This is a genomic window from Bartonella kosoyi (assembly GCF_003606325.2).
Taxonomy (GTDB): Bacteria; Pseudomonadota; Alphaproteobacteria; order Rhizobiales; family Rhizobiaceae; genus Bartonella; species Bartonella kosoyi.
This window is the reverse complement of the sequence record NZ_CP031843.2, coordinates 957598-982451: the sequence shown is the minus strand read 5'-3', so window position 1 is coordinate 982451 and position 24854 is coordinate 957598. Positions and strand designations below refer to the sequence as shown.

Sequence of the window (24854 nt, the reverse complement as noted above, 5' to 3'; positions counted from 1 at the left end):
TATGACAAATATATCAAAAAACACCCCCGTTAATAAGAAAAAAACATCTCCAAAATATGAACTTACTAATGAAACCCGCGTTGTTAACGGCGTGACTTTACACCGCATTAAAGCTTTAAGAGATTTTGATGATGTTAAAGCTGGTCAATTCGGCGGCTTTATTAAAGATGAAAGTGATCTGTCTCATGATGGCAATTGCTGGGTATATGATGATGCTATGGTTATCCAAGCAAGCGTTTCCGAAAATGCAAAAATACGCAATAATGCCTGTGTTGTGAATTATGCTAGGGTTTATGGGAATGCCGTGATTAGTGATAAGGCATGGGTTTTGAGTAATAAAGCACATGTTTATGACAATGCAATCATTAATGGCAATGCAAAAATTGGAGGCTATGTTTTTGGCAATGCCGTTGTGAGTGATAATGCCGTTATTACGGAGGGGGCTCTTATTTACGATAACGCCCGTGTTTATGAAAATGCTCATGTGAGTGGGCTTGTGTTTAATGATGCCCATGTCTACGGTAAATCACGCCTTGCTACGTGGTCAAAAGCTTATGGTAATGCTCATGTTTTTGATAAGGCTATAGTTTATGATGGGAGCAATATTTATGATAATGCCAAGGTTTCTGGCTCGGCGCGTGTTGGTCCCTGTGCAAAAATTCATGATAATGCTCATGTGAGTGGCAAGGCACAAATTTGCCAATTTACAACGATTTATGGCAATGCGGTGCTTAATGAAAATAAGAAATTTTCTGAAGATGTCTGTGGTGCTGATCAGGCTATAAATAACGCTGCGTAAATAATGGCGCGGGCGCGGCGGGGGCGCCCCTCTTTAACCATCTCATTTTAAAATTTAAATCTTTTTATAAAGGAATTGTGCTATGCAAAAGAAGTTTGCACTCACAAATGAGACACGTGTATTTAATCATAAAACTCTTTATCGCATTAAAGCATTAAAAGACTTTTCTGATGTTAAAGCTGGTCAATTGGGCGGCTTTATTGAAAGTGAAGATAATCTCTCTCATGATGGCAACTGCTGGGTATATGATAATGCTCTTGTTTTAAATCCAGCCCATATTTATGAAAATGCCAAGGTTTTTAATAACGCTATTATAATGGGTACTGTTTATGGCAATGCAAAATTATCAGGAAATGCGCGTATTTATAGCAATGCCGTGGTTTATGATCATGCTGTTATCAGTGGTGCTGCTAAAATTTATGGCAAGGTTTATGGCAAGGCTAGCGTGGGAGGGTATACTCAAGTCTACGGTTCTGTTTATGGCAATGCTAAAGTGACTGGTTATCACACCATTAGAGGTTTGGTGCATGGCAATGCAAGGTTAAAAAGAGATGGTTATTCATATGTCAAACAAAACTTTTACTATGCATATGGGATTCCTGAAGATTGTGAAATTTATGAAAATGATACCGTTGTAAAGATTAGTGAAAATAAAGCTGCATAAATAACGTGCGGGCGCGGCGGGGGTGCCCTCCTTTAAACATCTCCTTCTAAAATTTAAATCTATTTATAAAGGAATTGTGTTATGCAAAAAAAGTTTACACTCACAAATGAAACGCGTGTATTAGGGAATCATACTCTTTATCGTATCCAAGCATTAAAAGACTTTTCTGATGTTAAAGCTGGTCAATTGGGCGGCTTTATTGAAAGTGAAAGCAACCTCTCTCATGATGGCAATTGCTGGGTCTATGATGATGCTCTTGTGTTTAAAAATGGTCATGTTTATGAAAACGCAAGAGTTTACAACAACGCTATCGTGGCTGGTTATATCTATGGTCATGCGCATGTTTATGGCAAGGCTGCTGTTTCTAATAATTCCCATGTCTATGGCAATGCTCATGTCTATGGCAATGCTATTATTTATGATAATGCCTATATTTATGACAATGCTAGGGTTTATGAATACGCTCGTATAGCAAATAACGTGCATGTTTATGAAAATGCTCATATCCATGGCATTGCTGTTATTCGTGAAAATGTCGGTGGGTCTACTAAAATAAAAACCTATATTGAACAGCTTTCCCCTTATAGCGAATTAGAGATTGTCTGGGTTTAATCAATAAAGCAGCGGCGGGCGCGGTGGGGGCGCCTGCTTTCTAAATAAATTTTCCATTTCAAATTTTATCAACTGTTTATCACATTAGATTGTGAGGGTATCCCTATGTGTAAAAAATACGAATTAACCAGTGAAATCAAAAAAATCAAACATGCACTTACTCGAAATATTACAAGCCTTTATCGCATTCGGGCTTTAAGAGATTTTGATGATATAAAAGCGGGTGCTTTAGGCGGTTTTATCGAAAAGGAAGTTAACCTATCCCATGATGGCAATTGCTGGGTCTATGATGATGCTTGTGTCTATGGTCATGCCCGTGTTTATGATGATGCAAAAATACGGCATTATTCGCAAGTCTGTGGTCTAGTTTATGGCAATGCCGAGGTCTATAGCAAGGCTTTTATCTCTCAATATGCCAAGATTTATGACAATGCTTTTGTCTATGGCAATGCTCATGTGTATGGCAATATTTATGGCAATGCTCATGTGAGTGGTGCTGCTCGCGTTCTTGCTGATGCTCATATTTATGACCATGCCCATGTTTCTTATGATGCTACGGTTTTTAGTTATGCCCGCGTCTATGGTCATGCCAAGGTTTGTGGCTCTGCTTGTATTTATAGCCATGCAAAAATTTATAATTATGCTGTTATTAATGGTCGTGCAAAGATTTATGGCAAGGTCTATGGCAATGCACGCGTGGGGGGCTCTTGTGAGGTTTATGGCTCTGTTTATGGCAATGCAAAAATCTCACATTGTGCAACGATCTGGGGGCGTGCTTATGGCAATGCAATAATCAACACAAAAAGCAAAGCAAAGTTAGTTCCTAAAAATTATGAGGTTTATGAAAACAATAATGTCGTTAAGATTATTGATAAAACAGAATAAAAATAGGTATGGGAGCGCCTTCTTGATGGTTATAAACCCATCATAAAAGAAAGAATTCAAAAAAAAGCCGTGCCAATTGATATGACGCGGCTTTCTAAGAACGATTCTAATGATTAAAATTAATCATCCACAATGGAGGAGTTAATTCATATATACAAAACGTATCATATTGCAAGCGCTTTATTAAAGATATGAAAACTTATCAAAAGGAATGATGATGCATATGATCTTTAATCATTCATTTGAATAAGAAAGCCTATAAACGCTTTTCGTTGCTATTAAACCTATCAATCATAACTCCCTCATTTTTGAGGTGGTCTTTTGAAATAAAGCACATGATCAAAATGCTTCTTTTAAAACAAGCTCTCATAAAGACAATAAACAACCAAACAACCGCTTTTATCAAACGCAAGGCTTTAAAAACTGTTATAAACATCCGTTTCAAACGTTTAAACATTCATTTAGAGAGGCTCTCATAAGCGTATTTTCACTTTTCTTTAAAACCTAATTTCTTTAAAATTTAGCCGGTCCATATTTGGGCTGGAAAAAGCAACCAATCCAATTTTGGATTGACCTCGTTTGCTTTCATATCTTTCAATTTATACTCTTAAAACATTTTTTGCTTGCTTGCGTTAGATCATTCATAAAGGTTTTCAATTTCATAAGATATGACGTTTTGAATTTCATATTTATTGTGATGATAGGGTCTGTATAATGCCTGCTTATCGTTTTCTAAATTTTTAGTAAGCGTTTTAAAAGCGATCTTATCCTTAATCCTTTTATGCAATCTTTATGAATTAAACCTATAAGCTTATGACTGCTTCAAACGATTATTCCTTTGAAGGTTTAGCTCAAAAAAGAGTAAAACTCATACCATTCTTTAAACGTATACAATTTATGTTATCGATAATTTCAAACAACTAAATTTTTAAACAATGTGATTTGTGCTATGATAAAAACGTATCATAAAATTTATAAACTGTTATGAATAATATCTGCTTTTCATTTCATATGAACGTTTACATGCGTTATAATATTTGCACCATGATTTGCTTTTTATGGTCTATTCACACATAGCAATCCTATGTAAAAAATGGTCAATTTAAACATGCATAAAAAGATGGATTCTTAAGTGGATTCATATAAAATAATTACAAACAAACTATTGACTTTATTGTGTTTTTTGATATGATACGGATTTGCACGTGATATACGACCATTGGCTTCTCTTATTTGCCCTATGATTTTAGGGCGTCCCCTCTTGTTTCTTTTCACTTATACCCTCTATTTAAAAAGGAACATCATCATTTAAAGAGTTTGTAGGCATATCAAGAGGTCTGTGAATGCTTGCATAAGCAGATGATGACTGCTCTTGATTATCATCATTTTTGGCATCTAAAAGCTTTAAGTCGCCTTTGTACGAAGGCAAAATGACTTCTGTTGTATATCGTTCAATACCGTTTTTATCTTGCCATTTACGCGTTTGAAGCTGCCCCTCGATATAAACTTTGCTGCCTTTATTGAGATACTGGAGTGCTATTTTTGCCAAATGCGAATTAAACACCACAATGGAATGCCATTCTGTTTTGTCTACTTTCTTATTGGTTGCCTTATCTGTGTAGCTTTCAGAAGTTGCCATACGAAAATTGACCACCTCGGCGCCAGATGACATTGTTTTGCTTTCAGGATTTGCACCTAAATGACCAATTAACATCACTTTATTAAGCATTTGCTTTGCTATCCTTTTTATGGGAAATGGTACTTAGAAACGGAAATAACTGATACATAACAATAATATAACACATTATGCTATATTATTACAAGCAAAAATAGTTTTAATAAACTGAATCTAAAGAATTAATCCTGTTTTTATTTTACTTATTTGCTTGTGTTTTGATACGTAATGTGCAATAAAAGAGGTGTTCGTAAACTTACGAATAACGATAACAGAAACACATCGCAAAACAGAAGCCGCGTTCATAAAGAGCGCGGCTTTATCATATGAACAATCATCATCAAATATTTGAAATAAACTTGTGTTTATACACAAAATATGTATTTTAGTAGTGAAAAGATTTTTTTTAAACGCTTTTGTGTTTAATTTTCAATTCTATTTTGTTTGATTCATTAGTTATAAAAGCCGTATCAATTCATTTTGATGCGGTTTTTATGTATTAAGTCTTGCATTTTGATACGTTTTGTGTAATGAGGAGGTATTTTCCTCTTTTTGTTTGTATCTATCAAAAAGTAGTTTTGGATTGGTTTTGGAATCAAAAGCCGTGTCTTCAAAGGACGCGGCTTTCCTTTTTGCTATAAACCAGCCCCCCGCCACTTATTTACGCTGTTTTATCTAAAGTTTGTTCACTACCATCAATATCTTTATAAATTTTTCTATTGCCTTTAATAACGGTATTGCCATTAATTTTTACAGAGAAATAAACTTTAACTTTTCCTTGAATGCATGCATTATCATAAATCTCTGCCTCGGGATAAATACAAGCCGACCCCGATATTTTTGCATTCCCATAAATAAAGCCAGCAACACAAGCACTATTCAAAATTTTTGCATTGTCATAAATTCTTGCTTCTGGAGATACCATGGCTTTATTACAAACAATGGCATTCCCATAAATTTCACCACAAATTACTGCATTATCGCATATTTTTGCATTGCCATGAATATAAGCGGTCTTTTCAAGAACCCGTGCTTTATCACTAACCACTGCATTTCCTGCTATCCTTGCTTCCATAAAAACACAAGCATCATTACGTACCTTTGCATTTTCACTAACAATAGCACCATGTGAAACCATAGCGTTATCGTAAACCCAGCAATTCCCATCATGAGAGAGGTTGCTTTCATTTTCAATAAAACCACCTAAATCACCAGCCTTTACATCATCAAAATCCCTTAATGCGCGTATGCGATAAAAGTGTTTAGGTTGACGGGTTTCTGCATCGCAAACTTCTTTGATTTCGTCAGTAATTTCATATTTTTTGGATACATTTTTAGTGGTCATAGGTAGCTCCCTAATCTAACATTTGAATAAATTTTTAATAAGAGGTTTAAAGAGAGGCGCCCCCGCCGCGCCCCGCGCCATTATTTACGCAGCGTTATTTTCACTAATCTTTACAACGGTATCGCTTTCATAAACCTCACAATCTTTAGGAACCCAATAAAGATCACTATGTCTTTTTAACCTTGCATTACCATAAACATTACCTATAACCATGAAATAACCGGAGATTTTTGCATTGCCATAAACACAGCCTTTAATCTCAGCATGGCACCCCACACTAGCACGACCATAAACCTTGCCATAAATTTTAGCAGCACCACTAACAACAGCATAATCATAAACCTCAGCATTGCCATGAATACGTGCACTTCCTGATAATTTTGCATTGCCATAAACCCGCGCCTGATGATAAACCCAAGCATTATAAGAAAGATGCGCATTGTCATAAACATGAGCATTTGCATAAACGCGGGCACTGTCATACACATGAGCATTGCCATAAACATTACCCATTATAATAGCCTTATTAAAAATCTTGGCATTTTCGTAAATATGGGCTGGACTTAAAACAAGAGCATTATCATAAACCCAGCAGTTGCCATCATGAGAGAGATTGTTTTCACTTTCAATAAAGCCGCCTAAAGCCCCAGCTTTGACATCATCAAAATCTCTTAAAGCTTTAATGCGATAAAGAGTTTTATTATTAAATATACGCGTTTCATTTGTGAGTGCAAATTTCTTTTGCATAACACTATTCCTTTATAAAAAGATTTAAATTTTAAAATGAAATGTTTAAAAGGGGGCGCCCCCGCCGCGCCCGCGCGTTATTTAAGCTGTTTTCCTATGAGGACGACACATAACAAAGCAAATTTCACCATAAGGAGAAAGGCGTTCTGTATAAACATTATTCATTGTGTCACCACAAATATTCTTAGTAACAATAGCCATGCCACATGCATTGGCATTTTCATAAACATGCACTTTACTTACAATTTTTGCACTATCGAAAACATGGGCATTATCATACACATGGGCATTGGCAAAAACCTTTGCTGAATCGTAGACGCGAGCATTACCATATACAAAACCACCAACACCTGCATTGCCATAAACCTGCGCATTTTCGTAAACACGACCAGGGCTCACAACAATGGCCTGATCACCAACCCAGCAATTACCATCATGGGAAAGATTTTCTTCAGATTCAATATAACCACCAAGTTGACCAGCTTTAACATCACCGAAATCTCTTAACGCCTTAATGCGATAAAGTTTTTTACCCTCACGAAGAATTGTTTGATTTGTGAGTTGATATTTTTTTACAGAATTTTGCATAATAACTACCTCGTATTTTAACATTTTGATTGACAACCCATAAGGGCGCCGGGCGCTCAAAACACGGATACGAGACCGTCGTTACACTTTCCCCTATGAAGGGTATTGTATAGTATAACCACACCCGGCAAAATCGTTATATGCCAATAACAGCACAAAAGAAAGCCAGTATATTTTAGAAATATGGGAAGAGGTCGTTTCGTAACCTATCCGCTCGTATTACAGTGTTTTGAGCACTTGCCAACCTTAATAAACGACCTTTCCTTTAAAGTCAATACGTATTTTTTATTTTTTTCATTTTGATATCTACCTAATTGAATATCAAGCGCTTTTTCTAGCTCGCGATCCATCTCTTCACAAGACAAGGGATAACCCCATTCCCCATCATTCGTAATCTCACAAATCAACTGATCTTTCTCTGTACGCTTTTTAATTTTCACATTTACCTCATCTATCAAAGGTTCATAACTCAACACGCTTTTTGGTAAATCACCCCCATATATCCATGCTTTCACTTGCGCTTTGGTACTATAATCAACATTTGAAGGTATCTCTTGATACTGACCACCATCGAATTCCTCGTATTCTCTCATACCATCATCATATTCATAGAGATTGTAAAAATACTCAGCCACCCCTAATCCCCATGGTGCATATCCAACCGCCGTTGCAATAAATTTTTTTTTCTGTCTTGATTTACGTTTTTTTAAAAACATTTGATTTAATATCCCCTTGCTTAAATCCATAACTTTACCGATGGGTTTATTTGCCTCATATTGGACCGTGCAGTAGCGTTTTTATTTTCAATGTGGTTTTTATCATAAAAATCTAAAATCGCTCTGTACGGTACTTTTTTAGCTGTTTAAACCCATATCTATTCTCAAAACTATCAGCTCTTTTCACTAGTTTGCTGTTTTTTCAAATGCAACTAAATACGATTTCATTATGTTGCAAATGAACTGATAGGCTCTATATTTCTGATATATTTTGCCAAGCTCTCTGTTAGTGGTTTACAGCATGTGATTGTATATCTTTCTTTCATTTCTAATTCTGCGTGTCTCTTAGCTACCAATCCATATTTCGGGTGTGTAATCCAATTATCCCAAGCGCTTTGCCAATCACGTTCATGAGCATTTCGATATGGGTTGGCTTTTGAAAAGCGTATAAATTTTTTAAACTCTGATAACGCTTCATCATGCGTTAATCCTAGATCAATTGCGTATTGAAAATCGGGGTTGAAATCTTCTAACATGCTTTCAACTTCTTGTTTTTCTCTCATTTTCTTGTCTTTCTCAAAAAAGTTTGCTTGCTCTGGAAAATAAGCAGGCATTATCTTGTCAACGATTTCTGAAAGTTGTTTGCCAACCTTTTTACCTTTTCGTGAAGGCAATTTCTCAATCATTGCTTCGTTACTTTGCCATCGATTATTAGCTTCGTTTGAAATGTTGTTATTTTGCTCGTGAATGATTAGTTGTTTAGTTTCTATCGTTTTGATTTCTTCTGATTGAACATCATCACACTCGATTGGCTCGTCAACCAAATCGTTTGTTTCTAAATTTTCAAATTCAATTTCTCTTTTTGATAAAATAATATTTTTATTTTTTTTGTTATTGTTAATGTTAATGTTAATGTTATTGTTAATGGCATCATTAAGCATTGCTTGTGCATTGCTTGTAGCATGTTTAGCATCATCATCACTGTTATCTTTATTTTTATCCCATCTTGCCTTCGCTGCCTTTTGTGCTCTTTCTGAAAACTTGCTTAAATTTTCATTTGAGTTATTGAGTTCCTCTTCAACTTGTAAACTCCACAAACGACCATCTTCTGAAAAAATAATGTGTCCAGTTTCTAATAAAAGATCTAATGCTTTCTGAAATCTTTTAACTGAGCAACCAGCCAATAAAGACAATACTCGAAAATTATTCTTAAGCGGTTCTCCAGTGCGAAGCATTTGAAATCGCAACTTCACATATATAAAACCTTCAAAAGCGGGCAAATGCGCAAGATCAAGAAGCCACTTGTCTGCAAAAAGCCTCGTCCATGGCAACTTAGTTGACATGTATTGCCTCCTCTCTTTTCTTACTCCACCTCATATGCGCTGCTTTTGAAGCTCTTTCTGAAAATTTACTGATGCTATAATCAAAAGCTAATGACCTATGCCATAAGTTCCCATTCTCTAAACGCGTGATGTAACCCATGCTTATTAAAGTCTCTAATGTCTTTTGAAACGTTCTTACTGAACACCCACACCAACTTGATAAATAAGACCCATTATTGATAAGAGGCGCTTTCTTATCATTCATAAGCAACACAAGTGTTGTATAAACTGCCTTCTCTGTTGCTTTTAAACCCATAAGCTCTTTTAAAAACTGATCTGAATTAAACTTTACACACTCTACTTTGTTACTGGGCATCGCTATAAGATCTCCCTCTCTTTAATTAAATGTAAAATTGCTAAAGCATCCGCTTCATTATCATCACAAGGCGCGTGTCCTTTTGCACGCATCGCCTTAATCATTTCTTCTTTTGACGCATTCCCCTTGCCCGTCGTCGCTTTCTTAATTGTGCTAACTGGTATCCCCTCATACGGTATCTCATGATCTTCACACCACGCCGTTAATGCTGCTAATAAACCACCGTAAACATGCGCTGCATCGGTTCCAACATGACGCCTCACCTCTTCAAAATACACCGCGTCAATATCACCTGCTGTATGCTTTATCTCATTAAGCCATTGCTTAAAGCGTAAATAACGCATTCCCCCGCCTTCAAAACGACGGGGTTGCAAACTCATCGTACCACTGAATATATGACCATTTCCCCCTCGTATCGCCCACCCCATCTTCGTACCTAGATCAAAACAAAGAATCGTGTTAATCACCGCACCACTCCATACAAAACGTATTTTATAAGATTGTTTTTTTCTGAAAATGAAGGAAAGAAGGGTGTATAGAATATGGAAATACCACTTGATATACTCAGTAGTATCATCTCTGCTCTCATTGGTAGTACGATCTCGTTTTTGCTGTCATGGTGTGTGAGAAACGCAGACCTAAAAAGAGCAGAGAAAACTCGACGAGAAGATTTATGCAATGTAGAAAAACAGTTTAACCATTTAGAAGACCAAAATAAATCATTGCAAAAGCAAGCTACATTAGCAGAAAAACACGTCAATTTTTTACTAAAAACAAAAGAAGAGCTGGATTTAGGACCATCGCTACTTTTTAAGCCTAATAGCCCCACTCCAGATGAAGATGACCCTAATAATGGCCCCATCAGTATAATAGTACGTATCATAAATCCTACCGAACGAATAATTCAAATGGATAATATCTGGATAGATAAAAAGTGCCCTTTCGAATTTTATAAGATAAAGTGTTGTCCTCCTAGACTTAGTCAAACGATAGAAATTTATCCAACATCATCAAAGCACATTAATCTTATAAATCCTAAAACTAAACCACAAATACTATTTAATGGATACACTGTTGCTCCATTTAACATCGACCCAAGAGAAGAAATTAAATGGGAGATTTTTATCCTGCCCCAAAATTTAGATAAAGCAGCTTCTCCACTCTTCATTTTAGAACACACCTCATCAAATCATCCCCAAAAAACAATGAAGTCTATTTTTTGGACACATTTCGTCGGTTGTTTTTCAGGCTAAGCTCATCCTCTAAATCCCATATTATTTTGTTTTTTTCGTCTATCTCATCTCTCAATTCTTGTGTCAGTTTAAACCAGTAATAAACTTGATAGAGCAGATAAAAATTAGTAGCCATAAAAATAGCTGTAGGTATCATTGCCATCTCTCTCTCCTCACTTACTTTTCTTCTTATTTTTATGAGACTTTTCTTTTACAGATTCACCACGCTGCTTAAGCTCTTGTGTAAGTTTTTCTATTTCTTCACCACGTGATTTAGCTTCTGCTTCAAGGGTATCTATAATTTCGTTTTTTCGTTGTAATTTTTTTCTGTACTCGTCTCTAGTTTCTTTAAGTCTCTTAATTTCCTCTTCATATTTTTCTACATTCTCATCATATCCACTAATGATCTCTCTAATTTCTTCGCGTTCTTTTTCTAAAGCCCTAGCTGCAAATTCTTCATCTTCAATCTCCTTTTTAAGCGCCTTAACCTTTTCGCTATAATTCAAAGCACAAAGCAACGACATCCCACTAAAAAGCAAAGAACCAAGCGTCACACATACAACTATCAATACCACTTCACTTAATCCCATTTTGATCTCCTTAAGGCTGCAAAGTCTCGCCGGTGTGATCAACAACGCGGCTCTTGCAAATTTTCGACAATGGGGGGCGTTGCTCTTGCATTAATGACTGCAAACGCTCGGGATAAAAAAAATCTTCTGGACGTAAATCTATCCCATGTTCACGCGCATAATTTAATAATTTTTGTTGGTGCTTTGCTGGTATAAAATCATGCCATCTAGAAACAGACGACGCATCTCTTTGCACTATAGCTGCTACAATTTTTAAACCGCCTAAATATTTTATAATTAATCTCGCAGGCATATGTAATCTCCATAACAGCGTAACAAATAATTGCGTTTTATGCACAAGTCAACAAAATTATGCGTTTTTATCATTTTTACACATTTGCATAAAAATATATTTTCAAGGATTATACAAACTATGGAACAAGATATTCAGTCCAAACTTAAGCTATGGATTAAAGAGCGTCTTAAAGAACGAGGACACGGCGCACAAACATTATTAGCATTACATTTAGAGCTACACCCGTCAGCAGTGAATCGCATGCTTAATACCTATCAGAATGGGAAAACGCGAGATATAACAATAGATGAACTAGTGAAGATTTCTGAATTTTTTAATGAACCTCCACCCAGTTTTTATAAAGAAGTAGACTTGGATTTTATGAAAATATGTGCATCGCTTGATCCAGTCGACAAAGAAGCGGTGCTTGATTTTCTTGAATTATTAAAAAAATTAAAAACAAAATAAGTAAGAATTAACTGCTCTTTCTCATTAAATAATGAGAAAACAGATTCTATTTTTTTATCTATATCGCTCATAAACATCTCCTAAATTGTGGATAGCGCATAAATTAATTATATATTTTAAGATTTATTTTTGCGTTTTATGCAAAATTTTAGTTGACTTGTGCATAAAATACAATTATCACAGCACCATACCCTGAAAAAAAAAACCTATGTCAAGGCGTTTTTTTCAAAATGTATTTAAATATTTTGATAATGGAGGTAGTTGTGAACAAACCAGTGCTTATAAATTCTGATGAAATTTTACTAGTTTCCTGCGATGATGATCAAAACATTGCAGAGTCTGGACCGCTTGATGCGAGCCAAATTCTAAGCATTGTTGATGGGGTAGATGATGTTATACAAATCTTTCGTATAAATCCTTCTGAAAAGAGTTGTGAAGACATTTCTGAAGAGATTGCAGAAGCATATGTAGAAAAAAATATCGAACATCTCGATGAGAATAGTAATGTTCATGACTTTGTTCGCGAAAGTGTTTCTTACAATGACCTTTTAGATGATTTAGCAAAAGAAAAATATAATGATGAGGTCTATGGTACCTATGAAGAACAGAACCGTTATCCTTGAGATGTGCTTTAAAAACTATGAAGGGCGTTTTTAAGAGCGCCCCCTCTTTCCTCTTATTAAATATCGGACGGAGTAAACTTATGGATAATCCTATTGCTATTACAAATAACACGGTTAACGGAGAAGACGTTCAAACAGTCAATGCTCGTGATTTGCACGCATTCTTAGAAGCAAAACGAGACTTTTCCAATTGGATTAAGGACCGTATTAGCAGATACAATTTTATAGAAGGACAAGACTTTGTAAAAACACAAGATTTGCGGTCACCAAATTTGGCGAGCGCAAAATCTAGATCTGTTATTGCAATTAATTATCATCTCACCTTGGAAATGGCAAAAGAACTTTCCATGGTAGAGCGTAATGAAAAAGGAAAACAAGCTCGTTTATACTTTATCGAGTGCGAGCGGCGTGCAAAGCAGGCACTAACACTACAACAAATCGACTATTCAAGTCCAAAAGCTATGATGGGCTTTTTGAATTACCTACAAAGTCAAATAGATCAACAAGATACTATCATTGAATATTTAAAACCAAAAGCAATGGCTTTGGAAAGCTTGCAACGCGCTGATGGGCTCTTCGGTCTTACTGAAGCTGCTAAAATTCTCGAAATTCAACCAAAACAGTTCATTCAGTTCCTACAGAAAAAAGGATGGGTGTATCGACGCACTTTCGGGGCGCATTTATTGCCTTATCAAGATAAAATCCAAAAAGGTCTTATGGATTGCTCAACACACACTGTTCAAACCGAAAATGGAACAGAAAAAGTCATTCCTTCAGCAAAAATCACAACAAAAGGTATGGGGCTGCTGTCTCAAGAATTTAAACGACAAAACATGCATTAAAGGCAATAAACCATGGAAAAGAAGTACGAACTTACTGATGAGAAAGCTGAGTTTAAAGGGGTAACTCTTCACCGTATCCGAGCTTTAAGAGACTTTGGAGTTATTAAAAAAGGTAATTTAGGCGGCTTTATAGAACATGAAAACAACCTATCGCATCATGGTAATTGCTGGGTAGGTGGTAATGCATTCGTCTTATCTTGTGCTTGCGTTTACGATAATGCTCAAGTTTATGATGATGCTGAAGTTTATGGTAGTGCACGAATTAAACATAATGCACATGTTTACGGTTTTGCCGAAATTTATGGAATGGCAACGGTTTCCGGTAATGCACGTATTTATGGTGACGCAAAAATTTATCGTGATGCGGATATTGATGGCGATAATATCATGTCCACTGGAGAAAAAGCATGGTGAAAAAATACGAACTGACTGATGAGACAATCGAAGTTAATAGACATACTCTACACCGCATACGTGCCTTAAAAGATTTTGGATATGTCAAAAAAGGTGACCTTGGCGGTTTTATACAAAAAGAGAGCAACTTAAGCCATAAGGGAGACTGTTGGATTTTTGGCAATGCACAAGTTTATGATAATGCCAAAGTTTATGGTGATGCGCGGATTTATGGGAATGCACTCGTTTCTGAAAATGCACAAGTTTCCGATTATGCCGAAGTTAGTGGTTCTTCTGTTAGAGATAATGCCAAAATTTATGGCTATGCACGGATTTATGAAAATTCTGTTATAGGGGGGAGTGTACACGTTTACGGAAATGCTAAAATTTATAATCAAGCATATATTTGCTGTCGTGTAGACATTGCTGGAGATTGTAAAATTAGTGGATCCACCGTGATCTTAGATCGTGAGAAGCAATAAACCATGGAAAAAAAATACGAACTTACTGATGAGACAACTTGGATATACGGAAATAAGTTAACTTATCGCATTCGTGCATTGAGAGATTTTGGAGATGTAAAGGCTGGTGATTTAGGTGGTTTTGTAGAGCACGAAAGAAACCTCTCGCATAATGGAAATTGTTGGGTTCGTGGTTTGTCCGCTGTTTATGATGATGCTGTAGTTTGTGATAATGCGATAGTTGATGTTGCCTCGCAAGTTAGTAAAAATGCCAAGGTTTTTGGTAATGCGCAGGTTACCAATGGTGCTAAAGTTTCCGATAATGCACGTATCTACGACAACGCATGTGTTTCCGGTACAGTGATTTATGAAAATGCGCAGATTTATGGAAATGCAAAAGCTTGCTGCGGTGCATCTATCTACGGAAATACAAAAATTTACGACAAGGTATTGGTCTGTGGTTATGTAAATGTTTATGGAGACTTTGAACTTTCTGGACTAGCCATGATTGGCGATAACCGCAAACCTTCAACAGAGGATTACAATCCTTTCTAACAACCAAACCAAACAACTTTTAACACAAGCGTGATTCACGCCACGGGGGAATTGCGCGCAAATCAAGGAAACAATAATGACAAATTCTCCTTTAACAACAATGGCTAGCAAATATGGATTTTCTCATGATCAATTCCGTAAAACAATTATCAAAACTTGTATCAATCATAACTTCTCTGATGAAGAATTCGCTGCTTTTATATCGGTGGCAAATACTTATGGGCTTAACCCATTAACAAAAGAAATCTATGCGCTCCCTAAAAGAGGTGGCGGCATTATCCCTGTTGTCTCTATTGATGGCTGGATTAAGATCATTAAATCTAATCCTCAATTTGATGGTATGACCTTTCAAGATCAACTCGATAAAAACGGTAATATCATTGCCATTAAATGCGCTATTCGTCTCAAAGGTATTCAAGACCCTATCGAAGTCACCGAATATTTAAATGAATGCAAACAAAAAAGTGACACTTGGCAAAAATACCCCGCTCGTATGTTACGTCATAAAGCAACTATACAATGCGCTCGCTACGCTTTTGGCTTTTCTGGCATTTATGAAGAAGATGAAGCAGCGCGTATTAATGAAGCAAGCCGGAATACACAAGTACAATTTGTTTCTCATGCCATGCTCGAACAAATCAAACTGTTAATTAAAGAAACACAAACCAATGAAAATATTCTTCTCTCTTACGCAAATATCGAAAACCTAACAGATCTGTCTTGTGAAAAAGCACAAGAGATTTTAGAGCTATTGGAAAAAAAGCAAAATATTCAAAAAGAAAGAGCTCTACAATCTCACCCGCAACAAGAGCAAATAGACGCGCCTATACAAGATGCCGAATATATTCATATCCAAGATATCGAATATGCACCCACTCAACAACAAACGGCGGTGTGAGATGGAACAAAGAACAGCACAATGGTTTCAAGCACGGTTAGGCAAAGTCACCGCTTCAAACGTTTATAACGTCATTAGTAAAACAGCAAAGGGAACTCCTACAAGCAAATATGAAGATTACAAAATCAAACTTATGACAGAGCGTTTAACGGGTGAAATAAGCCAATCTTATCCAACGCCGGCTATGCAATGGGGCATTGAACATGAAGAAGATGCTCTAAAAGAATATGCATTCATTTATGATACAGAAATCACTCAATGTGGTTTTATCCAACACCCCACAATCAAAATGGCGGGGGCTAGCCCTGATGGGCTTATTGGTGAAAACGGTTTAATCGAAATCAAATGTCCACAATCAATCAACCATTTACGCTTTTGTATAGATGATGAAATTAAACCAGAATATCATGCGCAAATGCAATTCCAAATGGCTTGTACAGAGCGAAAATGGTGTGATTTTATCAGTTATGACCCGCGTTTTGTGGGGGATTCATCTCACTTGCGTATGAAAATCAAACGCATCTACCGTGATGACAAACAAATTGAACAGATTAATCAAGCCGTCGAAGCTTTTTTAGCAGAAATAGAACAAGAGATACAAAGAATCTCAATAAAAGCCGCTTGAAACTATGGGGGTGCTTATCCTCACCAACGCCTCCTAGCACCCCCACCCTTTCCTAACAATTTTTAATCAATTCGTGACTCACCACACGAGTGAATTGCGTCTCAATGTAAGGAGAAGAGATATGGCGCCTCGTAAAGCTATCATAACGCAAGCAGACATTGCACGCGCTTTAAAAGAAGCAAAAAAGCAAGGCTGCGAACTCATAGAAATCAAACCTACCGGTGAACTGCTTATCTATCTTAAAGCAGATATTCCAAGACTAAATTCCGTTAGCCACCCAGACACACTTTTAGATTTGTCAAAGAATGAATATTACGAAATCGCACTCTCTAAGATGTAAAATTGATCATGCCAAAACCACGCCCCCCCTATCTTCTAAAAGAAGTCACACGCCATAACAAAATCATATGGTATGTACGTATTGGTCATGGAAAACGTATTCGAATACGCGGAACCTATGGAACGCAAGAGTTTGTTGATAACTACAAAAGCGCACTTGCCGAATTACAAGGCATAATCCCTCCAAAACCTAAAACCGGAAAACTGATTGAAGGGTCATTTGCATGGCTGCTTAAACAATATTTTAATAGCGTCAATTGGCATAGCCTTGCTAAAGCTACGAAAAGACAAAAAGAACTCATTCTTATGAAGGTATGCGATAGCATAGGAAATATTCCATACAAAGCAATTGAAAAAAAACATATTATAGCCGGTGTTGAACGGCGTAAAGAAACACCATCAGCTGCTCAAAATTTTTTGAAAGCTCTTAATGGGCTTTTTAATTGGGCAATTGACCAAGGACTTTTGGAAAATAATCCAACAATAGGAGTAAAAAGACCAGCTCTTAGCAATAAAGACGGATTCGCTGTTTGGACAGAAGATGATGTTGAGAAATATTATCAAAAATGGCATCATGGTACCCATGAACGTGTCTGGATTGATGTTCTTTTATATACGGGTTTACGTCGTGGTGATGCGATTCGTATCGGTTGGAAAGATGTAACAAATAACATCATTCATCTCAAAACAGAGAAAAGCAAATTCCAAACAGATGTTTTTCTTCCTATTTTACCAGAATTAACCAAAACACTTGAAGATGGTCCTATTGGTGAAGAAACATTTATTTGTGGTAAAGAAGGTAAGAAACTTGTTAAAGAAAGTTTCGGAAACTTATTTAGAAACGCCTGTAATACAGCAGGCATTAAAAAATCAGCCCATGGTTTAAGAAAATTAGCGGCAACACGCGCAGCTAACTCTGGTGCAACAGTCTCACAACTCAAGGCAATTTTTGGCTGGACAAATGATGCTATGCCATCTCTCTACACAAAGAGCGCAGACCGTAAAAGGCTAGCTCTTGAAGCTATAAAAAAGCTTCAAAAAAACGAGGGATAGAGGAAAAAAAACGTAATAGAATCAATATTAACCTATTCCCTCATATTAGATATAACTGTTTCATTTTACTTACTTTTTATTTGGCTGTCACGCCCACCATATGCAACTTTTACTATGAATAACTTATGGTTTGTCATATCTTTTTCAGAGTATGAGACGCACAAAAAGGTTAGGGAATAGTATTTTGCAACATACCTCTCCAAAGAGCATACTCTACGGGATATTTTTGATATTTATTGAATTCTGATAACGACTCTCAAGATAAGCCATCTAGAAAGCACCATAATTGCAACAACAGTTACAATTGCGACGGGTTAAAAGGTTTTGTTGTAAAATTCTTTTGACAAAGATAAGCTTTTTTCTAAAAGGCGTTGTTTATCTTCCAATCTATTCTCTATTTTTTTGATTCTTTCTCCTCTATTGACACACCCTGTTGCTAAAATAGTTAGATATATAATAACAGTCTCTTCAGTATGTAAAACACTTTAGCTTTTAAAGCGGTATTTTAAATTTACCAATAACACGTTGTCATAAAATATTCGAAAGAGTAAAAACAATACAAAAGAAAGTTTTTATTCTGTCAATAAATTGATTTATAAGAATATTTTATTATTTGACATATTGAATAGAAAATCCGAATATTATAGAGTCTTCTTATTCCAAACCTCTCCCATGTTGAATAAATCAAAATCATCTCTTTTGCACGTCATAAGAAGGATTGGCGTGTGGATAAAAATTGTACAAGAAAGCACTAAAACACCTATAATAATTTAAAGAACCGAGATCTATTGCAACATTGTCGGCTAGCAAATAGACAAAAAGTATGTAATGTGCCGACTTATTCCTTCACAAGCGTACAAATGATTGCATTCAATGGGTTTGCCGTTATACCATTCACAAGCGTCGGCGTGAAATGAGTTTTTGGGATTTAAAGGACGTATTTTTAAAACAAGCGCATAATATACAATACAATAGCGCTCTGTTCTTGATGCTATATTCCTATTGAAACAATGATCACTTTAAATTGTATGTATTTAGAACATCAGATCTTATCGCATAACATTTTAGTGTAATCGTTAACTCAATACTAAATAGCTCTCGCATAACGTAAAAACTATAAAGAAATAAGAAAAAATATTTGAAAATATAAATATGAAATCTAAAAACTTAACTCTGAGATACAATCTATCTTCATTCATAATTCAAACAGAATATGCACAAAATAACCTATAATATGCAGCATGTATGCTTAAACTGATAAAATTCAGAAAACCATAAACATTGCTGAAATCTATTGCCCTATCCTGAGAAACAATAACAACCACATTAAATCAGATTGGCAATAAATATATCACATAAAAAAAACAATATCTTATCCAAATTGCACATACGCAACATCTTTTTATCCCAAAAACTCTAAAGTCGTAACGCGTTATAAAGCAAAGCTTTCAATACAAGAAACACCTTTCATCCCTTCAGAGGATATTTCTGTAAACTCTCATCATAAACAGACACCATCTTTATTCTTCAATGTTCCATAAAATACTAAAAGAATCTATCATGTCTTGAAAACCAATCGTACACAAAATCATACTGAAAAATATCATAATATTATTCATAAAAAAAATTTAAAGTAGACATTTTTTGCAATTTTATCGGCATTAGCCTCAATGCTTACCCCTCACCTAAGAAATAGCACATTCATTTTTAGAAAAATAAAAAAATCACCTAAAAAAAGCTTTGGTAATCTGTTTTCTAAAGCATGGAATGCAGCTGCATTTAAAAAAATCAGCAATGGGTAAAAAATGATCAGCAATACGTGGTAAGCAAATACAGGAGCTACTATATCATCACTTAAAGTACTTTTGGCTGGCCAGAAAATAGCATGTCATCACTTTATACTCAAACAACCAACAAAAAAGGCAATAGCATTAATAAAAAACATGAAAAAGGTTCAAGGTGTACAGAAAAACAAATTAAGAGAATTAAAGGGAAACTCCCGATTTTTTTGTCTATTAATTTTCTTAAAATGGTGATCCCGACAGGATTCGAACCTGTGACCCACGGCTTAGAAGGCCGTTGCTCTATCCAGCTGAGCTACGGGACCCAACTGATTATTTTCTCAATTCAAAATAGCATCTTCAACTCAATGTGTCCAAGATTGCTGCCGATCACTGCGAAAATTATCAGAATAAGAAACAGCACGCCGAATAGACATATGTGTCTTTTCTACACGATAGGGGATAGCATTCTTGCGTGCAAAAGCAATCGCTTCTTCCTTTCTATTAAATCGGATTCTTACCTGATTATTCATATCAGATGTTGCCGTGTAACCCATAAGAGGCTCCAGCATTTTTGCTTTGATCGGCTCATACTGTAGAATCCAAAAGCCTGTATTTCCCTTCCCTGACTGCATAGCAGTCTTAGCAGGACTATAAATACGTGCGATCATGCCTTTTCCCTTCAGATTACATAGTGCTTGAATGATCGTTTTTCACCACACGTACCCAACTGGGTCTTCTCATACACCTTATCAAATATGGTCGGAGCGATAGGATTCGAACCTACGACCCCCTGATCCCAAATCAGGTGCGCTACCAGGCTGCGCTACGCTCCGCCATTTAACATTTATTTGATGCACATTTCCTAAAATTTTCACAACAGAAGTGCAAGAGAAAAACACACTTTTTTTCAATTTTGTTGCATTTCTTTACAAAAAAGAATGTTTTTAAATTTTTTTCCTCCTCAATAACATATTTATTGACGAAAATAGAAAATAGCACCCGTACCCAAACTCCACCAATAGAAAAAAATAATAAGCCTCTTTTTAGAAATATTTCCAAACACAAAATATATGGCTTGTAAAAATGATAAAACAAATATCCATCCAATAAAATCTCAAAGCCATTTAAACAAAACGCATAAAAAAGTAGAAACTTTAAATGACGTGTCTCTCCTCATATCTAAATAATAATAAAAGGCAAGGACATATAGAACTACGATAAGGAGTATTTATGTTTTTTTTCTATTCAAAACTTCAGCAATCACAGCACGCGTTATTTTTCTTTTTCTTTGTAACGCCAACTGATCAACAGAATCAATAACATGCTTCAATGAAAATAAAGAACGTTCACAACGGCTGATAAGATAATAAACCGTATCTGGATGCACAATAAGCTGCCTATCGGAAAAAAGCTTAAAGGCAACAGTTGTTAACAATGCATCATCAGGCTGATTAATTTCAACAAACATTACTGAATTAAGACGACTTTTAAGATCATTTAACTTTAACTTCCAAGTAGAAGGAAGTGTTCGTGCCGTCATCAATAAAGTAGCTTGTCGTGTATCGACATTTGCTTGCTTAACACTGTTAATTAAATGAAAAAGTTCTGTCTCATTAATTTTCTCTGCATCAATGTCCTCTATTAAAAATGATCTGCCTAAAGAAGCCATAGCAACAGCCTGATCAATTTTATTGCGCTGAATCCTGAATGCATTTGCTTTTTGCTGCCATATACTCGAAAAGTGCGTTTTTCCAGATCCTTCTTTTCCAACTAAAACTGCAATAGGCACGCTCCAATTAGGCCAGTGATCAATAAGCTGAAAAGCCATACGATTGCTATCGGTTATGACTAAATCATCAAATTGAAAAATTGGCTCATAAGGGAAGTTTAAAGATAATTGCGTTTCTCGCCCATTCATTTTAGTGGCTCCGACTTTCCACTTCGCGAATACATCTGAGAACTAAGATAAGTATGAAGGGCAAAACGAACTAAAACGCCCACCGCCGCCGCTGCCGGAACAGCAACAAGCATACCAGTAAAACCAAAAAGTGAAGAAAAAGCAAAAAGCGAAAACATCAACCACACGGGATGTAATCCCACTGATGAACCAACAAGTTTTGGTTGAAGAATATAACCTTCAATAAATTGACCAATTAAAAAAAGTACCATCACAATGATGATTCCCCCCCAATTATTGGGATAAAACTGGACCCATGCAATCCCAACAGAAAGAACCAAACCACTCATTGTTCCAATATAAGGAATAAAACTAATAAGGCCAATAAACATACCAACCAAAAGACCAAAATTGAGTCCTGCAATCGTTAAACCAATCGCATAATACCCCCCCAATATGAGGCAAACGGTTCCTTGTCCACGAACAAAGCCTGCGATAGCTCTATCCATTTCATGAAAAATACTTCGAACGGTTTCAAGATGATCACGCGGTATTAACGAATCAATTGCTGTCACCATACGTGGCCAATCTAATAACATATAAAATGTCACCACAGGCGCCACAACAAATAAGCTAACAATATTAACAATAGACTTTCCTGATTTCAAAAGTGAATTCAAAAGAGATGTAATAAAATCAGAACCTTCTCCCAAAAGCCCTTTAATATTACTCCGTAATTCATTTGGATCACTTCCAAAATAGTGCCTTATCCAATCAAAATCATGCTCAACGAAAAAAGTTTGAATACGATTAATATAAACAGGTAAGCCATCACTCACAAATTGCTGTATTTGCGAACTAATAATAGGAATCAGAATAACTAAAGCAGCAACAAAGATAATAACAATAAATAAGGTAATAAGGACAGTACCAAAAACACGGCGAATACCAAACTTTTCAAGGAGTTGAACAATGGGATTAAGAAAATAAGCCAAAACAATTCCTGCCACAAAAGGAAGCAAAATTGATCCAAAAACAAACATAAAAAAAATGAAAAAAATCAGCGTTCCCAGCCAAAAAAAGATTTGTCTTTTCATATTATTTGGCAACGGTAATTGTGTATATGCTGGCGTATAAGTCTTATAACGGTCACGGGATGTACTCTCACTCCCTTTCTTTTTCATAAGTTTCCACGAAGACTGCCCATGATTATCTGATATCTTGCTCATAAAATATCCTAAAAAAAATTCTTCACAAAAATTATAAACATCTTCAAAATAAGGTACAAGTAAAGTTGCTTATTTTCTTATCAATATCTCTTGCAGAGAAAACTCTATCATGGCATTGCATAACGTCAAAACCTGATTTTCCATTAAAGGAAGGCTCCAATGAGCAATCAAGATCTTACAAATACTAAATCCAAAGCTGGTCTTACCTACGCAAAAGCCGGTGTAAACATCGATGTGGGTAATGCTATGGTAGAAAAAATTAAACCCTTTATACGCGCGACAAAACGAGCCGGAGCAGATGCAGAAATTGGTGGTTTTGGTGGCCTTTTTGATTTAAAAGCAGCCGGATTTACAGATCCTATTTTAGTCGCAGCTAATGATGGAGTGGGAACAAAACTAAAAATTGCCATTGAAGTAGGCTATCATCACACTGTAGGAATTGATTTGGTTGCTATGTGTGTCAATGATTTACTTGTACAAGGAGCGGAACCTCTCTTTTTTCTGGATTACTTTGCAACGGGTAAGCTTGACCCTGAACAAGGTGCTGCAATTGTTTCTGGCATTGCAGAAGGATGTAAACAAGCCGGCGCTGCTCTTATTGGAGGAGAAACTGCAGAAATGCCAGGAATGTATGCAGAAGGAGATTATGATCTAGCAGGTTTTGCGGTAGGCGCATGTGAACGCTGTGCGCTTCTCCCTTCAAAGGACTTGACAGAAGGCGATATTATCCTAGGTCTAAGCGCCTCTGGAATTCATTCCAACGGCTTTTCACTTGTTCGACGAATCATTCAACAAAGTCATCTCAAATGGAATGACCCTGCCCCTTTTGCCCCCGAAAACAGCCTTGGTACAGCACTTTTGACACCAACACGCATTTATGTGAAATCGCTTCTTCCCATCATGCAAAAATACGAAGGAATTAAGGCTCTAGCGCATATTACGGGCGGAGGCTTTCCTGAAAATATTCCACGTGTCATTCCCTCTTCTCTTTGCGCTGAAATTAATCTTTCTACCATCAAGGTCCCCTCCGTCTTTTCATGGATTGCCAAACAAGGTAAAATAGAAGAAATAGAAATGTTACGAACATTCAATTGTGGTATTGGCATGATCATTATCGTGGCACAGTATGCTGCTGAAACAATTACACAAGCTCTTGAAAAAAATGGAGAAGCTGTGACTCCCCTTGGCATTTTAACAAAACGCCAAGATCAAAATAAAGGAATACTTTATAAAGGGAAACTGCATTTATGAAAAAACAAATCGTCGTTTTCATATCTGGTAATGGGTCCAATATGGTCGCCCTTGCTCAAGCAAGTCAACAAAAGGAATATCCCGCTAAAATCGTCGCAGTTATTTGCGATAATCCACGTGCAAACGGTATTGAAAAGGCAAAAAATCATAATTTACCAATTCATATTGTTGATCGCAAAATCTATAAAACGAAAGAAGAACATGAAGAAGATATTTTCAAGATTTTAGATCAATATAAGCCAGATTTTATCTGCTTTGCGGGATATATGCGCCTTATCTCATCACGCTTTGTAAAACGTTATGAGGGGCGAATTTTAAACATTCACCCTTCTCTTTTGCCTTCATTTAAAGGCTTAAACACGCATGAAAGAATTTTACAAGCAGGCGTAAAAATCACGGGTTGTACTGTTCATCTTGTTACAGAAGACATGGATGCTGGCAAAATCCTTGCCCAAGCAGCCGTTCCGGTCTATCCGGATGATAACACTGAGTGCTTAGCACAAAGAGTCCTTAAAGTAGAGCATAAACTCTACCCCGAAGCCTTAAAAGCATTTATTGAAGGAAAAAGCAAAAGAGTCGATACGCAACAACAGCTTTTATCCTTTTGAGTA

The 24854-nt window shown here is 36.2% G+C and carries 29 protein-coding genes, 2 tRNA genes and 1 pseudogene; 17 read left to right on the top strand and 15 right to left on the bottom strand.

Going from position 1 to position 24854, the window contains the following annotated elements; genetic code table 11:
• Window position 1: 1 nt before the first annotated feature.
• The 4 genes from D1093_RS04300 to D1093_RS04285 all read left to right on the top strand — a co-directional run bounded on the left by D1093_RS04300 (window position 2) and on the right by D1093_RS04285 (window position 2960).
• Entirely contained in the window at window positions 2-799 is a 798-nt protein-coding gene (locus D1093_RS04300) for a hypothetical protein (protein ID WP_120100870.1), read from the top strand.
• An 82-nt stretch (window positions 800-881) separates the two neighbouring features.
• Window positions 882-1463: a hypothetical protein gene (locus D1093_RS04295; protein ID WP_120100869.1), complete on the top strand. Its 582-nt coding sequence runs from the start codon at window positions 882-884 to the stop codon at window positions 1461-1463.
• A gap of 81 nt (window positions 1464-1544) precedes the next feature.
• A complete protein-coding gene (locus D1093_RS04290) occupies window positions 1545-2075 on the top strand; it encodes a hypothetical protein (RefSeq protein WP_120100867.1) in 531 nt (176 codons plus the stop codon).
• 105 nt (window positions 2076-2180) lie between these two features.
• Window positions 2181-2960 (top strand): hypothetical protein, encoded by a 780-nt coding sequence (locus D1093_RS04285; RefSeq protein WP_120100866.1) that lies wholly within the window; start codon window positions 2181-2183, stop codon window positions 2958-2960.
• Between the two features lie 1288 nt (window positions 2961-4248).
• Here D1093_RS04285 and ssb read toward each other — a convergent pair.
• The 8 genes and pseudogenes from ssb to D1093_RS04245 all read right to left on the bottom strand — a co-directional run bounded on the left by ssb (window position 4249) and on the right by D1093_RS04245 (window position 10196).
• Entirely contained in the window at window positions 4249-4689 is a 441-nt protein-coding gene (gene ssb, locus D1093_RS04280) for a single-stranded DNA-binding protein (protein ID WP_120100863.1), read from the bottom strand.
• A 607-nt stretch (window positions 4690-5296) separates the two neighbouring features.
• Complete coding sequence (locus D1093_RS04275) at window positions 5297-5980, bottom strand: hypothetical protein (RefSeq protein WP_120100862.1); 684 nt, start codon at window positions 5978-5980, stop codon at window positions 5297-5299.
• 84 nt (window positions 5981-6064) lie between these two features.
• Window positions 6065-6727 carry a hypothetical protein gene (locus tag D1093_RS04270; RefSeq protein ID WP_120100861.1) on the bottom strand — a complete coding sequence of 221 codons (663 nt, stop codon included), beginning with the start codon at window positions 6725-6727 and terminating at the stop codon, window positions 6065-6067.
• A gap of 81 nt (window positions 6728-6808) precedes the next feature.
• Window positions 6809-7315: a hypothetical protein gene (locus D1093_RS04265; protein ID WP_120100860.1), complete on the bottom strand. Its 507-nt coding sequence runs from the start codon at window positions 7313-7315 to the stop codon at window positions 6809-6811.
• 290 nt (window positions 7316-7605) lie between these two features.
• Window positions 7606-8031: pseudogene (locus D1093_RS04260) on the bottom strand (hypothetical protein); the annotation flags it as partial.
• A 227-nt stretch (window positions 8032-8258) separates the two neighbouring features.
• Entirely contained in the window at window positions 8259-9374 is a 1116-nt protein-coding gene (locus D1093_RS04255) for a DUF1376 domain-containing protein (RefSeq protein ID WP_120100651.1), read from the bottom strand.
• A complete protein-coding gene (locus D1093_RS04250) occupies window positions 9364-9729 on the bottom strand; it encodes a DUF1376 domain-containing protein (RefSeq protein WP_120100649.1) in 366 nt (121 codons plus the stop codon). The genes D1093_RS04255 and D1093_RS04250 overlap by 11 nt, the downstream gene beginning before the upstream one ends.
• 2 nt (window positions 9730-9731) lie before the next feature.
• On the bottom strand, window positions 9732-10196 hold the full coding sequence (locus tag D1093_RS04245; protein ID WP_120100648.1) for a crossover junction endodeoxyribonuclease RuvC: 465 nt from the start codon (window positions 10194-10196) through the stop codon (window positions 9732-9734).
• A 75-nt stretch (window positions 10197-10271) separates the two neighbouring features.
• Between D1093_RS04245 and D1093_RS04240 the strand changes: the two genes are divergently transcribed.
• Window positions 10272-10982 (top strand): hypothetical protein, encoded by a 711-nt coding sequence (locus D1093_RS04240; RefSeq protein WP_012232381.1) that lies wholly within the window; start codon window positions 10272-10274, stop codon window positions 10980-10982.
• Between the two features lie 152 nt (window positions 10983-11134).
• Here the strand turns inward: D1093_RS04240 and D1093_RS04235 are convergent, their stop codons facing one another.
• Together D1093_RS04235 and D1093_RS04230 are read right to left on the bottom strand one after the other, a co-directional pair.
• Window positions 11135-11551, bottom strand: a complete 417-nt coding sequence (locus D1093_RS04235; protein ID WP_120100645.1) for a hypothetical protein — start codon at window positions 11549-11551, stop codon at window positions 11135-11137.
• A gap of 10 nt (window positions 11552-11561) precedes the next feature.
• A complete protein-coding gene (locus tag D1093_RS04230; protein ID WP_120100643.1) occupies window positions 11562-11843 on the bottom strand; it encodes a hypothetical protein in 282 nt (93 codons plus the stop codon).
• Window positions 11844-11963: 120 nt separating this feature from the next.
• On the opposite strand from D1093_RS04230, the gene D1093_RS04225 reads away from it, so the two are divergent.
• The 10 genes from D1093_RS04225 (at window position 11964) to D1093_RS04180 (ending at window position 18082) form a co-directional block, all read left to right on the top strand.
• On the top strand, window positions 11964-12293 hold the full coding sequence (locus D1093_RS04225; RefSeq protein ID WP_012232384.1) for a helix-turn-helix transcriptional regulator: 330 nt from the start codon (window positions 11964-11966) through the stop codon (window positions 12291-12293).
• A 263-nt stretch (window positions 12294-12556) separates the two neighbouring features.
• Window positions 12557-12916 (top strand): hypothetical protein, encoded by a 360-nt coding sequence (locus D1093_RS04220; RefSeq protein ID WP_120102304.1) that lies wholly within the window; start codon window positions 12557-12559, stop codon window positions 12914-12916.
• Window positions 12917-12996: 80 nt separating this feature from the next.
• Complete coding sequence (locus D1093_RS04215; protein WP_120100641.1) at window positions 12997-13758, top strand: antA/AntB antirepressor family protein; 762 nt, start codon at window positions 12997-12999, stop codon at window positions 13756-13758.
• A 12-nt stretch (window positions 13759-13770) separates the two neighbouring features.
• Window positions 13771-14172: a hypothetical protein gene (locus D1093_RS04210; RefSeq protein ID WP_120100640.1), complete on the top strand. Its 402-nt coding sequence runs from the start codon at window positions 13771-13773 to the stop codon at window positions 14170-14172.
• Window positions 14166-14633, top strand: a complete 468-nt coding sequence (locus D1093_RS04205; RefSeq protein WP_120100638.1) for an LbetaH domain-containing protein — start codon at window positions 14166-14168, stop codon at window positions 14631-14633. The genes D1093_RS04210 and D1093_RS04205 overlap by 7 nt, the downstream gene beginning before the upstream one ends.
• A 3-nt stretch (window positions 14634-14636) precedes the next feature.
• Window positions 14637-15167, top strand: a complete 531-nt coding sequence (locus tag D1093_RS04200; RefSeq protein ID WP_012231604.1) for a hypothetical protein — start codon at window positions 14637-14639, stop codon at window positions 15165-15167.
• Between the two features lie 76 nt (window positions 15168-15243).
• Window positions 15244-16065, top strand: coding sequence for a phage recombination protein Bet (gene bet / locus D1093_RS04195; RefSeq protein WP_120100636.1), 822 nt, complete (start codon window positions 15244-15246; stop codon window positions 16063-16065).
• 1 nt (window position 16066) lies between these two features.
• On the top strand, window positions 16067-16690 hold the full coding sequence (locus D1093_RS04190; RefSeq protein ID WP_120100635.1) for a lambda exonuclease family protein: 624 nt from the start codon (window positions 16067-16069) through the stop codon (window positions 16688-16690).
• 121 nt (window positions 16691-16811) lie between these two features.
• Window positions 16812-17030, top strand: coding sequence for a hypothetical protein (locus D1093_RS04185; protein ID WP_120100633.1), 219 nt, complete (start codon window positions 16812-16814; stop codon window positions 17028-17030).
• A gap of 8 nt (window positions 17031-17038) precedes the next feature.
• The gene (locus D1093_RS04180) at window positions 17039-18082 is read left to right on the top strand and encodes a tyrosine-type recombinase/integrase (protein ID WP_150222275.1); all 1044 of its coding nucleotides are present in this window, start codon (window positions 17039-17041) and stop codon (window positions 18080-18082) included.
• A 2030-nt stretch (window positions 18083-20112) separates the two neighbouring features.
• On the opposite strand, the gene D1093_RS04175 is transcribed toward D1093_RS04180, so the two are convergent.
• From D1093_RS04175 to D1093_RS04155, 5 genes are all read right to left on the bottom strand, one after another.
• Window positions 20113-20189 (bottom strand) — tRNA-Arg (locus D1093_RS04175).
• Between the two features lie 39 nt (window positions 20190-20228).
• Window positions 20229-20534, bottom strand: coding sequence for an ETC complex I subunit (locus D1093_RS04170; protein WP_120100857.1), 306 nt, complete (start codon window positions 20532-20534; stop codon window positions 20229-20231).
• Between the two features lie 88 nt (window positions 20535-20622).
• Window positions 20623-20699 (bottom strand) — tRNA-Pro (locus D1093_RS04165).
• A gap of 395 nt (window positions 20700-21094) precedes the next feature.
• Window positions 21095-21784, bottom strand: a complete 690-nt coding sequence (hdaA, locus tag D1093_RS04160; protein ID WP_150222272.1) for a DnaA regulatory inactivator HdaA — start codon at window positions 21782-21784, stop codon at window positions 21095-21097.
• A complete protein-coding gene (locus D1093_RS04155; RefSeq protein ID WP_120100855.1) occupies window positions 21781-22992 on the bottom strand; it encodes an AI-2E family transporter in 1212 nt (403 codons plus the stop codon). Before D1093_RS04155 ends, hdaA begins: the two co-directional genes overlap by 4 nt.
• Before the next feature lie 159 nt (window positions 22993-23151).
• Between D1093_RS04155 and purM the strand changes: the two genes are divergently transcribed.
• A complete protein-coding gene (gene purM / locus D1093_RS04150) occupies window positions 23152-24243 on the top strand; it encodes a phosphoribosylformylglycinamidine cyclo-ligase (RefSeq protein WP_120100854.1) in 1092 nt (363 codons plus the stop codon).
• Window positions 24240-24851, top strand: coding sequence for a phosphoribosylglycinamide formyltransferase (gene purN, locus D1093_RS04145; protein WP_120100852.1), 612 nt, complete (start codon window positions 24240-24242; stop codon window positions 24849-24851). Before purM ends, purN begins: the two co-directional genes overlap by 4 nt.
• Window positions 24852-24854 lie beyond the last annotated feature (3 nt).